General features: G+C 61.1%; 14 protein-coding genes. 9 read left to right on the forward strand and 5 right to left on the reverse strand.

Annotated features, from left to right (window positions below):
* Nucleotides 1-94 precede the first annotated feature (94 nt).
* The 6 genes from PMI07_RS01070 to PMI07_RS01095 all read left to right on the forward strand — a co-directional run bounded on the left by PMI07_RS01070 (nucleotide 95) and on the right by PMI07_RS01095 (nucleotide 6,507).
* Nucleotides 95-868, forward strand: a complete 774-nt coding sequence (locus PMI07_RS01070; protein WP_007756444.1) for a FadR/GntR family transcriptional regulator — start codon at nucleotides 95-97, stop codon at nucleotides 866-868.
* Nucleotides 869-1,081: 213 nt separating this feature from the next.
* On the forward strand, nucleotides 1,082-1,588 hold the full coding sequence (locus PMI07_RS01075) for an NUDIX hydrolase (RefSeq protein WP_007756446.1): 507 nt from the start codon (nucleotides 1,082-1,084) through the stop codon (nucleotides 1,586-1,588).
* Between the two features lie 143 nt (nucleotides 1,589-1,731).
* On the forward strand, nucleotides 1,732-3,237 hold the full coding sequence (locus tag PMI07_RS01080) for an inorganic phosphate transporter (protein ID WP_007756451.1): 1,506 nt from the start codon (nucleotides 1,732-1,734) through the stop codon (nucleotides 3,235-3,237).
* 13 nt (nucleotides 3,238-3,250) lie between these two features.
* Nucleotides 3,251-3,988 carry a 16S rRNA (uracil(1498)-N(3))-methyltransferase gene (locus PMI07_RS01085; protein WP_007756453.1) on the forward strand — a complete coding sequence of 246 codons (738 nt, stop codon included), beginning with the start codon at nucleotides 3,251-3,253 and terminating at the stop codon, nucleotides 3,986-3,988.
* Nucleotides 3,989-4,138: 150 nt separating this feature from the next.
* Nucleotides 4,139-5,512, forward strand: coding sequence for a glutamate--cysteine ligase (locus PMI07_RS01090; RefSeq protein WP_007756456.1), 1,374 nt, complete (start codon nucleotides 4,139-4,141; stop codon nucleotides 5,510-5,512).
* Nucleotides 5,513-5,601: 89 nt separating this feature from the next.
* A complete protein-coding gene (locus tag PMI07_RS01095) occupies nucleotides 5,602-6,507 on the forward strand; it encodes a DUF937 domain-containing protein (RefSeq protein ID WP_024163460.1) in 906 nt (301 codons plus the stop codon).
* 81 nt (nucleotides 6,508-6,588) lie between these two features.
* Here PMI07_RS01095 and PMI07_RS01100 read toward each other — a convergent pair whose 3' ends face one another.
* Nucleotides 6,589-6,888: a DUF1127 domain-containing protein gene (locus tag PMI07_RS01100; protein ID WP_007771572.1), complete on the reverse strand. Its 300-nt coding sequence runs from the start codon at nucleotides 6,886-6,888 to the stop codon at nucleotides 6,589-6,591.
* A gap of 196 nt (nucleotides 6,889-7,084) precedes the next feature.
* Between PMI07_RS01100 and PMI07_RS01105 the strand changes: the two genes are divergently transcribed.
* The 3 genes from PMI07_RS01105 (at nucleotide 7,085) to PMI07_RS01115 (ending at nucleotide 8,696) form a co-directional block, all read left to right on the forward strand.
* Complete coding sequence (locus PMI07_RS01105; RefSeq protein WP_024163461.1) at nucleotides 7,085-8,035, forward strand: LysR substrate-binding domain-containing protein; 951 nt, start codon at nucleotides 7,085-7,087, stop codon at nucleotides 8,033-8,035.
* Nucleotides 8,036-8,103: 68 nt separating this feature from the next.
* Entirely contained in the window at nucleotides 8,104-8,382 is a 279-nt protein-coding gene (locus tag PMI07_RS01110; protein ID WP_007773424.1) for a ribbon-helix-helix domain-containing protein, read from the forward strand.
* A gap of 14 nt (nucleotides 8,383-8,396) precedes the next feature.
* Entirely contained in the window at nucleotides 8,397-8,696 is a 300-nt protein-coding gene (locus PMI07_RS01115) for a type II toxin-antitoxin system RelE/ParE family toxin (RefSeq protein ID WP_245277075.1), read from the forward strand.
* Nucleotides 8,697-8,801: 105 nt separating this feature from the next.
* Here the strand turns inward: PMI07_RS01115 and PMI07_RS01120 are convergent, their stop codons facing one another.
* The 4 genes from PMI07_RS01120 to PMI07_RS01135 form a co-directional block, all read right to left on the reverse strand.
* Nucleotides 8,802-9,686 (reverse strand): dienelactone hydrolase family protein, encoded by an 885-nt coding sequence (locus tag PMI07_RS01120; protein WP_007773422.1) that lies wholly within the window; start codon nucleotides 9,684-9,686, stop codon nucleotides 8,802-8,804.
* Nucleotides 9,687-9,949: 263 nt separating this feature from the next.
* Nucleotides 9,950-10,312 carry a hypothetical protein gene (locus tag PMI07_RS01125; protein ID WP_007773421.1) on the reverse strand — a complete coding sequence of 121 codons (363 nt, stop codon included), beginning with the start codon at nucleotides 10,310-10,312 and terminating at the stop codon, nucleotides 9,950-9,952.
* Between the two features lie 172 nt (nucleotides 10,313-10,484).
* A complete protein-coding gene (guaB, locus tag PMI07_RS01130) occupies nucleotides 10,485-11,987 on the reverse strand; it encodes an IMP dehydrogenase (RefSeq protein ID WP_024163462.1) in 1,503 nt (500 codons plus the stop codon).
* Between the two features lie 178 nt (nucleotides 11,988-12,165).
* Nucleotides 12,166-13,155, reverse strand: coding sequence for an MBL fold metallo-hydrolase (locus PMI07_RS01135; protein ID WP_007773377.1), 990 nt, complete (start codon nucleotides 13,153-13,155; stop codon nucleotides 12,166-12,168).
* Nucleotides 13,156-13,302: the final 147 nt, after the last annotated feature.

Consider the following 13,302-nt stretch of genomic DNA (forward strand, 5'->3'; position numbering starts at 1 on the left):
CCTCCTAAACACATTCAACTGGTATACTTTTTTTACCAGTGATACAAGAAGCCGGAACACCCGGCTGGCATGACCCGATTTGGAGACGGCAAAGTTGACGCATGAGCTTTTCGCGCCGGTGCCGCATGGTCGAACTGCGGACGAGGTCATCCTTCAGATCGAAAGCCTGATCCTCAACGGCGTGCTGCGCGACGGCGACCGGTTGCCCGGTGAGCGCGAGCTGGCGCAGAGATTCGACATTTCGCGGCCTATCCTGCGGGAAGCGCTGAAGGAGCTGGAGGCACGCGGGCTGCTCACCAGCCAGCATGGCGGCGGAACCTATGTCGCCGATATCGTCGGCCAGATCTTCTCGCCGCCGCTGGTCGCCCTGATCCGTCGGCATCAGCGGGCGGTTCACGATTATCTCGAATACCGCCGCCAGCTCGAAGGCATGACGGCGGAGCTTGCCGCCAGACGGGCGACGGCAACCGACAGACAACTCATCGAACGCATCCTGGAGACAATGCGCAGTGCCCATCAGGACGGACGCTTTGAGGATGAACTGACTTCGGACGTCGAATTCCACAATGCGATCGGCGATGCGGCGCATAATATCGTTCTGATGCACACGCTCAGAGCTTGCTACCGCCTGCTCAGCGACGGGATCTTCTACAACCGCCGCATCATCTTCAATGTCGGCGGCGCCCATGATGCCGTGATGACCCAACATGAGGCGATCGGACGGGCGATTTTGGACGGCGACCCTTCCAAGGCCAGACAGGCTGCGGAAGACCATATCGACTTCATTTCCAAGGTCACCGACGAAGCTGAACGCACCGGCGAATGGAGCCGGATCGCACAACTCAGGATGATTCAGACCAAAATCTGAGCCTGCGTCTGCCTGGTTCGCGGCATCGTGCACAATTACAATTGAACACCTGTGCAAATTTCTATTGACGTGAAACCAAGTGGCCTCACAATGGTTAGCGCTTCGGTGATCGTTAACCACCACGATTCTTCTCAAAAATGTCGCTGTGGGTCGTTAATCTTCGCGCAAGCTCTATATTAGTAAAATGTCATTCTCAGGAGGAATAAACAGAAATTGGGCTTTATGGATCGGGTCACGGGCAATCTTCGGTTAATGCTGCAGCGACCGCCGCGGCAGCAATATGCTGCGCTTTGCTATCGGATAAAAAAGAAGCCGGCACAACTTGAGGTTCTGGTTGCGACGAGTCGTGATACCGGCCGCTGGGTCGTGCCCAAAGGCTGGCCGATGACCGACAAAAAAGCTCACCAGGTCGCCGAACGCGAAGCGTTCGAAGAAGTCGGCGTCAAGGGCAAGGTGGAAAAGGAACCACTCGGTTTCTATCACTACCGCAAGACGCTCGATAATGGCCTGAAGATCCCCGTGCGGGTGCAGGTCCACGCGCTCGAAGTGGACGAATGCCTGAAAAGCTATCCGGAAAAGGGCTCTCGAACGCTGGAATGGGTTTCCTGTGAAGAGGCCGCGATGCGCGTCAACGAACCGGAATTGAAGATTCTCTTCCTGCAGTTCGCCGAAAGAATGCAGCCGCGCCTTCCGCAGCTTGCAGTCAAAGCCGCAAGTTAAAGCGCTTCGAAGTATCTTCACAATTCTGCGATATTGCCTTCGCCAACGCGCGCTATTAAGCGGTAGGCCGTAATTTTCTTCCGTGAGGCGGAGACGGCCGCAGTTCCGGTCTCGCGCCTCCCTTTTCATCCAAGGACGGAGATATGGGCCAAAGACGGCCGCGCCTGGCGAAGCCGACGCTCGACAAGGATTTGGAGAAGTTCTCCTCCGTGGAGGAAGCCGCGCGGCAGATGTCGCGTGGGCTTGCCGCGCCGGGCACGGCGCTGCTGTTCATCATTCTCGTCGCCATCTTTGCCGCATCCTATGTGACCGGAAAGCCCGGTGCCGTCGTCGTCATCGCCGCGTCCGGCCTTGCCGCCTACATGGCAATGAACATCGGCGCCAACGACGTCACCAACAATATCGGCGCGGCAGTCGGCGCCCGCGCCATGACCATGACTTTCGGCCTCGGTCTCGCAGCCATCTTCGAAGTGGCGGGTGCGGTGATCGCCGGCCGGGGCGTCGCCAACACGATCGCCAACGGGATCATGCAGGGGGGCATGATCAGCAGCCCGGACGTGCTGATATGGGCGATGATGGCAGCACTTCTGTCGGCCGCGGTGCTGATCAATGTCGCGACCTGGCTCGGCGCGCCGATTTCCACCACTCATTCGATCGTCGGCGGCGTCATGGGAGCCGGGATCGCGGCTGCCGGGTTCTCGGCCGTCAATTGGGCAATGATCGCCCGGATCACTGCAAGCTGGGTCTTTTCGCCGATCCTCGGGGCCGTTATCGCCGCCGCTTTCCTTTTCCTGATCAAGGAAAACATCATCTACCGCGAAGACAAGATCGCCGCCGCGAAGACATGGGTACCGGTGCTGATCGGCCTGATGACCGGCGCCTTTGCGGGCTTTCTGGCGCTGGTCGGGCTCGGCCAGCTGGTGAATATCCCGGTGTCGGTTGCAACCATGATCTCGCTCGTGACCGGCCTTGCAGCATGGCGCGTCCTGATCCCGGTCATCGCCCGTCAGGCCGAGGGACTGGAGAACCGCAACCAGTCACTGCGCACCCTCTTCCGTATTCCACTGGTGTTTTCCGCCGCGCTGATGTCGTTTGCACATGGCGCCAATGACGTTTCGAACGCCATCGGCCCACTTGCGGCGATCGTTTCGGCGGCGCAACGCGGCATTTCAGCGGGCGTGCATATTCCGCTCTGGGAACTGATCGTCGGCGGCCTCGGCATCTCGCTCGGCCTGCTTCTCTACGGACCGAAGCTGGTGCGGCTGGTCGGCGCGGAAATCACCAAGCTCAATCCGATGCGCGCCTATTGCGTCTCGCTGTCGACGGCACTGACCGTCATCGTCGCATCCTGGGTCGGCCTGCCGGTTTCCTCGACCCATATTGCCGTAGGCGCGGTGTTCGGCGTCGGCTTCTTCCGCGAGTGGTACACCCGCCATTCCCGGCGGCGATACGAATATATGCGGGTGCGGGCCGGCAAGGATCTCGATACGGTCGAACCGTTCGAGCGCAATGACGACGAGCTGAAACGGCGTTATCTGGTGCGGCGCTCGCATTTCCTCAGCATCATCGCCGCCTGGATGATCACGCTTCCGGCCGCGGCCGCGCTTGCGGCGCTGATCGCCACGGCTATGTTCGCGCTGTTCGTTTAGCTTCGAGGTTTCCATGCGCGCCAATTTCCGGATGCAGAGACTGTTCATCGACGCGCCACTCGGGGCCGGTACGCGCGTTGAAGTGTCGCCGGAGCAATTCAACTATCTCGCCAACGTGCTGCGCATGGAGGAAGGTGCGGCAATCCTGCTCTTCAACGGTCGCGACGGCGAATGGAAGGCCCACGTCACCTTCCCGACCCGCAAGAAGATCGTGCTGGAGGCGGTCGAACAAACCCGGCCGCAGCCGCCCTCTTCCGATCTGCACTATCTTTTCGCGCCGTTGAAAGTCGGACGTCTCGACTATCTTGTGCAGAAGGCGGTCGAGATGGGGGCCGGGTTTATCCAGCCGGTCATGACCCAGCATGTGCAGGGCAAGATCACCAGCATGGACCGGCTCCAGGCGAATGTGGTGGAGGCTGCCGAGCAGTGCGGCATTTTGTCGGTGCCGGAGGTGGCTCCACCGAAGAAGCTCGGCGACCTCCTCGACACCTGGCCCGAAGATCGGCGCATCATCTTTTGCGACGAAGGCGATGCGGGCCAGAACCCGCTGCCTGTCCTTTCCGCGATCAAGGAGACCAAACTGGCGCTGCTGGTCGGCCCCGAAGGCGGATTTTCGGAAGAGGAACGGGAAAGGCTGCGCGCGCTGCCCTTCGTTACCGCAATTCCACTCGGCCCCCGGATTCTCCGTGCGGATACGGCAGCGGTCGCAGCACTTGCGGTCATCCAGGCGGCACTTGGCGACTGGCGTTGACCCGCTTGCCCCCCGCTTGACATGAGGGCGTTGAAATTCTGAATCTATCTTGAAAGAAATTGACTTGCGCCGCACATCAATCCGGTCCAATCACCCGGCCATTCGTGCAATTTGGCGTCCAGATCAGGCATTCCGAACAAGGTAGTTTTCATGGCCCGCGATACCACCGACCAGACACCGCTCACCTCGGTGTCCGAGCTTTCCGCCTACCTGGCGCAGGGACCGCGGCCGAAGGAAAAATTCCGCATCGGCACCGAGCATGAGAAATTCGCTTTTTTCCGGGCGGACAACAGCCCCGTCCCCTATTTCGGCGAGGCGAGCATTTCGGCGCTGCTGAAAGGCATGGAAAAGAAGCTCGGCTGGGAGCCGATCATGGACGGTGAAAACATCATCGGCCTCGGTGAGCATTCGGGCATGGGCGCGATCTCGATCGAGCCCGGCGGCCAGTTCGAGCTTTCCGGCGCGCCGGTCGAGACCATTCACGAGACCTGTCGGGAATCGAACCAGCATCTCGCGGTCTTGCGCGAAATCGCCGAACCGATGGGCATCCGCTTCCTCGGCATCGGCGGTAGCCCGAAATGGACGCGCGCTGAAACCCCGCGCATGCCGAAATCCCGATACGAGATCATGACGCGCTACATGCCGAAGGTCGGCTCCAAGGGTCTCGACATGATGTACCGCACTTGCACGATCCAGGTGAACCTCGACTTCTCCTCGGAAGAGGACATGGCCGCCAAGATGCGCGTGTCGATGAAGCTGCAGTCGATCGCAACTGCGCTGTTTGCCTCCTCCCCCTTCACCGAGGGCAAGCCGAACGGGCTCGTCTCCTGGCGTGGCGACATCTGGCGCGATACCGACAACCAGCGCTCCGGCGTACTGCCCTTCGTCTTCAGACAGGACTTCGGGTTCGCGGACTATGTGGAATGGGCGCTGGACGTGCCGATGTATTTCATCGTCCGAGACGGCAAATATCACGACTGCACGCATGTCACCTTCCGTCAGTTCATGAACGGTGCCCTCAAGGGCGAAGTGAAGGACTGGGAGCCGACGATGGGCGACTGGACCAACCACCTTTCCACCCTTTTCCCCGACGTTCGCCTGAAGCGCTTCCTCGAAATGCGCGGGGCCGACGGCGGCCCGTGGCGGCGGATCTGTGCGCTGCCGGCCTTCTGGGTCGGCCTGCTTTATGACGACACGGCGCTTGCCGACGCCGAAGCGCTGACCGCGGACTGGACGGTCGAGGACGTCATCGCCATGCGCGATGCCGTGCCGGCGAAGGGTCTGAAGGCCGAGATCAAGGGCAAGCCGGTGCTCGACATCGCTCGCGAGGCGGTGGCAATCTCCAAGGCGGGTTTGAAGGCCCGGGCGCGGCTCAACGGCGAAGGTCAGGACGAGAGCATATTCCTGCAACCGCTCGACGAAGTGCTCGCCAAGAAGACGACCATGGCAGACGACATGCTGTCTCTCTACCACGGCCGCTGGAACGGTTCGGTCGAGCCGGTGTTCGAGGAATACCAATACTGACCCTAGATTGAGATCAGTTCTAAAAACCGGTTTCCGTTCAGCACTTTCCGGATATAGTGGTGCATCACCCGAACCGGAAAGGATTCTCCATGCTGCCATTGTTCGACATGATGCTCAGAGCTCAGAACGGCGCAGGCATGGACGCGATCGCCAAGCAGTTCAATCTCGCCCAGGAGCAGGCCACCCAGGCGATGGCGGCACTGATGCCCGCCTTCTCCTCGGGCCTCAAGCGCACCAGCGCCAACCCCTACGACCTCACCTCGCTGATGAGCAGCATGGTCTCCGGCGCCTATACCAAATATTTCGAGGACCTGACCAAGGCCTTCACGCCGCAGGGCACGATGGACGGCAATGCCGTGCTCGAAAAGCTGTTCGGCTCCAAGGAAGTCTCCCGCGCGATCGCCGCTCAGGCCGAGCAGCTGACCGGGATCGGCCAGGAAGTCTTCAAGAAAATGATGCCGGCCATGGCCGACACGCTGATGGGCGGGCTGTTCAAGCAGATGACCGGGCAGATGACCGGCGCCAACGATGCATTTGCCGCCTCCCCGATGGGCCAGATGCAGCAGCAATGGCTGGAAACCATGGGCCTGCAGCCGAAGGCGAAACCGCAGCCGGCTGCCAATCCCTTCGACAATCCCTTCGCCCAGGCAATGCGCTCCATGTGGGGGCTCGACAAGCCGGAACAGCCGCAGCCTTCGGGCGGCAATCCTTTCGCCGACAATCCCTTCGCCAAGGCCGTCCAGGACATGATGGGCGGCGCCTTCCCGAGCCCGAGCCCCGCGGCCGCCCCTTCGCCGGAAAAACCCAAGGAAGTGCCGGCAGCCGAGGCCAATCCCTATCGCGACGTCCTGAACAACATGTTCGACAGTGGCCTTGAAGTGCAGAAGAGCTATCAGAAGAACATGGAAGCGATCTTCGACACCTATCTGCGCAATGGCGCAGGCGGCAATATCGAGGCGGAAGCTGCGCCTGCCGCTCCGAAACCTTCCAAATAAAAAAAGCCCGGCGCGGATCGACCGGCCGGGCAAGCAGCAGGGCTATTGGCTATCACCCTGCGGGGAAAAGGTCAGGCAAGATCAGCGATTGGCCGGTCTTGCAAAGCGGTGCCGTGCACGCTCGCGGGCGGCGCGCGACAGAAGTAGCGACGGATCGTCCAGCGCGCCCGAGTGATTGAGCGCCATCACCACATCATGCCGTGTGATGCCGATATCGTTGAGCTGGCGGTCGTCGAGATCATGGAGGCGATTGCTCGCCATACGATTGCGAAAGGCACGCCATACGGATTTCGTTCGCAGCACCACGAGGCCAAAGCGGCCATACGCACCGCGCCCTTCGTGAACGAGGTCGAGTTCAGTTCCGCAGTCGGTCGTGCTCATGGGTCTATCCTTTCGCAGGCACGAGAAAGGCCATCCCTTCCGTGGAGGTCCGACGGAAGGGCTGCCGAGATTGGGCGCTCAGGGAAGAAGCACCCTTCGATTTTGATTTGCGATCCCCTTATCGCGGAAAACCTATTGATCAGTCCAACGAATGTTTCTAATGGTTAGCATCAAACCCTCTGATGGATGATCTATCATGTCCGCACCGCTCGATATCGATCAGTTGCATACTTTCATTTCTATCGTGGACACCGGCAGCTTCACCAAGGCCGCCGACCGGGTGTTCAAGACCCAGTCCGCCGTGTCGATGCAGATGCGTCGGCTCGAAGAACGGATCGGCAAGCAGCTGTTTGCTAAGGATGGCCGCGGCAACCGGCTGACGGCCGAGGGCGAGAAGCTGCTGAACTATGCACGGCGCATCATCCGCCTCAATAACGAGGCGATCGCCGCCTTCGACGACAACCGTCTCGAGGGCACGCTGCGCATCGGCACGCCGGACGACTATGCCGACCGCTACATGCCGGAGATCATCGGCCGTTTCGCCAAGACCCATCCGAATGTCGAACTTTATATCGTCTGCGAGCCGTCGGTCAGCCTTGCGGAAAAGATGGCGCGCGGCGAGCTCGACATCGCGCTCGTCACCCATAACCCGCGCCAGCGGATTTCCGACGTGGTGCGCACGGAGCCGCTCTGCTGGGTCGGCTCGGCCAATCATCCGCTGAAGGACGACGCGCCGGTGCCGCTCGCGGTCGGCCGCCGCGACTGCCTGTGGCGGCAGCTCGCCTGTTCGGCGCTCGATGCGGACGGACGCGAATACCAGGTCCTGTTCACCAGCTGGTCCTCGACCGTCGTCGCCGCCGCCGTGCTTGCCGGCATGGCCGTCTCGGTGCTGCCGGAATCGGCGCTGCGCACCGGCATGAAGGTGCTGTCGTCCGCCGACGGCTTCCCGCCGCTGCCGCCGGTGCAGATCGGCCTGATGAAGCGGCCGGGGCTTTCGCCGTCGCTGATGAACGCCATCACCGACCACATCACCGCCTGCCTCGACAACATCTCACCGGCCGTGATGCCGGACGATCTGGATGGCGAGGTCAAAACGTTCCAGCGCATGCCGCGGGCTCGGGCGGGCTCGGTGATGCCGGGGTGGTAGGCACCTCCCTTGATTGACTTGTGGCAGCATGGGTTGCACTGTGATACGGTGTCTTACAGGAGCTTCCCATGCTGACGCAGGACAAGTCGCAGATATCTCTTCGTCTTCCCACAGAACTCGTCAACGAGTTCGACCGTATTGCGACGACACTCGATCGCGATCGGACGTGGGTCATGCTTCGCGCGCTTACCCAGTATCTTGAACAGGAAGGCGCCGAGCTGCTTCAGGACGCAGAAGGATTTGCCGAACTGGACGACGGCAAAGGCGTCGACCTAGATGACATGTTGAGCAAAGCCTCTTCGATTGTCGAGGCCGCCGAGGCAAAGCGTTCTAAACGAGCCGGCTGATGCCACGAGCCATAGTGCGACTTTCGCCGAGGGCCGAGCGTTGGTTTCTCACCTACGTCGCAATGCTTGCGGAAGAGAACCCAACCGCTGCCCGCAAAATTCTCAATCGGCTTGCGGAACTCAAAGAGAATCTCGCCCAATTTCCGGAAATGACAGAACGCGGCCTGATCCCCGGTTCTCGCCGGATCGTCATTCGGCCACTCATCCTGACAGCGCGTGTCCGCAAGGGCATCGTGGAGATTGCAGCCATCCGGCACGAACGGCAGAAAGACGCACAGGCACCCTGCGACTTTAAGAACAGCGACGAAACTTAGCCAAACAAAAAAGCCGGGACAGAACCCCGGCTTCTTCTTTTCCGTCACCTTGAACTACACTTCGGCTGGCGCAAGCTACAGCGACCCGAGCCAAGCCTCGATCGGTTACGCCAGGTTCTTCTTGAAGAACGCCACCGAGCGGCTCCAGGCGAGATCGGCGGCGGCCTTGTCGTAGCGGGCCGAGGAGGTGTCGTTGTTGAAGGCGTGGTTGGCGCCGTCATAGACGAAGATCTCGAAGGTCTTGCCGCCCTTTTCGAGCGCCGCCTTGAAGGCCGGGATGCCGGCATTGATGCGCTCGTCGAGCCCGCCGTAATGCAGCATCAGTGGCGCCTTGATGGCGGGCACGTCCTCGGCCTTCGGCTGGGCGCCGTAATAGGCGACGCCGGCATTGAGGCTCGGGGACTTGACCGCCAGGTTGTTGACCGAACCGCCACCCCAGCAGAAGCCGATCGCACCGACCTTGCCATTCGCACCGCTGATGCCGGCGAGGTAGGCACGGCTGGCTTCGCCATTGGCCGAAACATCATCGGGCTTCAGAGCGGAGAACATCTGCCGGGCCTGTTCTTCATCGGTCGGCGTGCCGCCCTGGGGCGCCAGGAAATCGACAGCGAGCGCATTGAAGCCTTCGAGCGCCATGCGGCGGGCAACGTCCTTGATATGGCCGTTCAGGCCCCGGTTCTCGTGGATGACAAGAACACCGCCGCGCGGGCCGGAGGCGTTCTTGGGTTTTACGAGATAGCCCTTCATCGTCGCGCCGTTGGCACCCGGATAAGTGACATCCTCGGTCGTCAGCCGGTCGTCATTGGCGGGGATGACGTCGGCCTTCGCGGAGCTGGCGCCGATCAGGGGCGCAATCGCGGCGGCGGCAGCGCCGGAGCCGGCAAGCTGGGTCAGCTTTTCCATGAAGCGCCGGCGATCCAGGGTCAGATGGGTGTATTCGTCATAGGCGTCGATCATCGCCTGGGTGATCTTCGGGGTTTCGTTGTCCATGGCTATTCCTCCGTGGCAGATTTGCGTGACGAGGAAATCTATACCGAGGTGCTTCCACTTGCAGATGAAACACTAGGTGATCTAAGTGCCCGATATTACACTTGTTCGTGAATTCGGCTTGATCGACGGACCCGCCAGGATTGTGGCGAGCTCGCCCACACGACCAGCATAAACCGCCCGATCTGCGTCGCCATGTAGTCCAAAAGGCGGCGTTGCATGACGCCGGTTCACCGGGGCCATGCAATCTCATCCATGACTGCAGGTTATTGCGGAGTCAGGTTCTCGGTGCCGGAGCCGTCCTTGCCGGAAATGGTCCAGGCGCCTTCCAGCGAACCATCGTCATTGACCTTGTAGACGACGAGGCCGACCGCCTTGCCGAGCACGTAGCCGGCGGCGAAGGAATCGCCATAGAGCATGCAGATGCCGCTGGACGTGGAGGAACCGGTCTTCCACTCGATCGCGCAGGTCGTTTCGCTGGTCAGCGAGATCTTCGCGGTTCCCTTGTAGGCGGAACCATCGAGGTTGGTGCCCTCGACATTGTAGGTGCCGGCGCGAACGGTCTGCGCCTGCGCAGGCGTGACGAATGCTGCGCCCAGGAAGAGCGCGCAAGCCAGAAACTTTTTCATATTTACCCCCGAAAAATACTCCCGTCGGCACGATCGCCAACGGTCGTTATTTAGCAGAGAATCACGAAAGAAATAAGCAAGCGGGCTTCTCGAAGAAGCCCGCCGGCAGGCATCCGGCCCGACTTTTTTTGAAATTCGAGGGAGGAGGCAATCCCCCCTCCCGCCACGATTGTCAGAGGCCGGCGCCCGGATAGTTGGGGCTCTCGCGCGTGATCGTCACGTCATGCGCATGGCTTTCACGCAGACCCGCGCCGGAGATGCGCACGAAGGTGGCCCGCTCCTGGAATTCCTTGAGATTGGCGCCGCCGACATACCCCATGGCCGCCTTCAGACCGCCGCCGAGCTGGTGCAGCACGCCCGAGACCGGACCTTTGTAGGGGACCTGGCCTTCGATGCCTTCGGGAACCAGCTTCAGCGTATCACGCACTTCCGCCTGGAAGTAACGGTCGGCGGAACCGCGAGCCATGGCGCCAACCGAACCCATGCCGCGATAGGCTTTGAACGAGCGGCCCTGGTAGAGATAGACTTCGCCCGGGCTTTCGTCGGTGCCGGCCAGCAGCGAGCCGATCATCACGGCGGATGCGCCGGCGGCGATCGCCTTGGCGAGGTCGCCCGAGAACTTGATGCCGCCATCGGCGATGACCGGGATGTTCTGCGCGCGCGCCGCTTCGACAGCCGACATGATCGCTGCGAGCTGCGGCACGCCGACGCCAGCGACGATGCGGGTGGTGCAGATCGAGCCCGGGCCGATACCGACCTTGACCGCATCCGCACCGGCATCGATCAGCGCCTTGGTACCGTCGGAGGTCGCCACATTGCCGGCCATGACGCGCACGTGGTTGGAGATTCGCTTCACCCGCGTGACCGCATCGAGCACGCGCTGCGAATGGCCGTGGGCCGTATCGACGACCAGCAGATCGACGCCGGCCTCGATGAGACGTTCGGCACGCTCGAAACCATCGTCGCCGACGCTGATCGCAGCGGCCGCACGCAGGCGCCCCTGGGCGTCCTTGGAGGCGTTCGGGTTGAGCTGCGACTTCTCGATATCCTTGACGGTGATGAGGCCGACGCAGCGGCCTTCGCCATCGACGACCAGGAGCTTCTCGATGCGATGCTTGTGAAGAAGGCGCTTGGCCTCGGTCTGGTCGACGCTGCTTTCCTTGACGGTGATCAGGTTTTCGCGGGTCATCAGCTCGTAGATCTTCTGAGCCGGATCCGAGGCGAACCGGACGTCGCGGTTGGTGAGGATACCGACCAGCCGGCCCGGCACATGACCGCCGCCGTTCTCGACGACCGGAATGCCGGAAATGCTGTAGGACTTCATCAGCGACAGCGCTTCAGCCAGCGTCGCATCGGGGCCGATGGTCACCGGATTGACGACCATGCCGCTTTCGAACTTCTTGACCTGGCGAACCTGCTCGGCCTGTTCGATCGGGGTCAGGTTGCGGTGGATGACGCCGATGCCGCCTGCCTGCGCCATGGCAATGGCGAGCCGGCTTTCGGTGACCGTATCCATGGCAGAGGAGATGATCGGCAGGTTGAGGTCGATATCCTGGGCGATGGTCGTGGCGATATTCGTCTGGCCCGGCATGACTTCGGAGTGCCCGGGCTGCAGGAGCACGTCGTCGAAGGTGAGCGCGTCTGCGCCGGTTGCCGTTTCAATGATGCGTGCCATGGCCAATTCCTTCGATCTAGAAAATGCGGGATGCGCTCAGGAACGACTCGATACGTCCCGACGCTCCGGCAACAATTGCTTGGAAGTTGGCGAGGGCTGGTAACACGTTCATGACAAGAAGGGAATAGCAAAAACCCGGGAGAGGCTTCTCCCGGGCTTTGATCGCTTGTCGGTACAATCAGATGTCGAACTGGTAGCTCTTCGGCACGAAACGGTAGCCGGCGCCCTGCTTTTCGACGAAACCGACCGCCGGGAAGGGCATGTGATAACCGAGGAAGGCGATCTTATCCGTGGCGATCATGTCGAAGACCTTCTTGCGGGTCGCGGCTCCCTGCGCCTTGTCCATGTCGAAACGTACTTCCCATTCGGGCCGCTGCAGCGACAAGATATAGTGATTGGCCGTATCGGCGGTCAGAACCAGACGCTTGCCCTGCGACTCGATGTTGAAGATCAACATACCGGGCGTATGGCCCGGCGCCAGCATTGCGGTAATGCCGGAGGCGACCTCTCCACCATCCTTCAGAAAAGTCATCTTGTCAGCGAGCGGCTTCACATTGGCGAGCACGCTCTTCTGATTGCCCTCTGCCGGCGTGCCGGCGCGAGCGGCATCGGTCCAGAAGTCGTATTCCACCTGGCCCGTGACATAACGCGCCTTCGGGAAGGCCGGCTTGCCGTCTTCCATGATACCGCCGATATGGTCGCCATGCATGTGGGTGATGACGACGATCGAAATATCCTCCGGCATATAGCCCGCGGCTGCCAGTCCCTCGACCAGGCGTCCGACACCCTGGGCGCGGCCCGCCTTGCCGAGGCCCGTGTCGAACAAAATCACGTCGCTGCCGGTATCGACCAGCGTCGGGGCGAAGCTGTTGACGAACTGGTCCGTCGGCAGGAAGCTTTGCGTCAGCAAGGTTGAAAGCGCCTCGGGCGGCTGATTGAGGCCGAAGGTTTCGCCGGGAGCGCCGGAGGGACGGGCGCCGTCCTTCACCACCAGAACCTGAAAACCGCCGAGCTTGAATTTATGGATGTCCGGTGGGATGACGCGATCGATTGCCAACTGTTTCTTCTCCTGGCCAAAAGCCTCAGCATTGATGATTGCCGGGGCGGCGAGAATGCCCAAACCGGCTGTGCCGATGAGGGTGCGCCGTCCGATACCTGATTTCGTCATGATGTAGCTTCCTCCTGGAGTTGTCGTCGGACCCTTGAAGTTGAGTCCAATGCGGTGGAACATAACTGGGCTCCATGACGAGAAAATCCGATCTCACGCAGACGTGACCCAAAACGTGAAATGGTGAGATTCTCCAATTGGCAGAGC

Source organism: Rhizobium sp. CF080 (assembly GCF_000282095.2).
Classification (GTDB): Bacteria; Pseudomonadota; Alphaproteobacteria; order Rhizobiales; family Rhizobiaceae; genus Neorhizobium.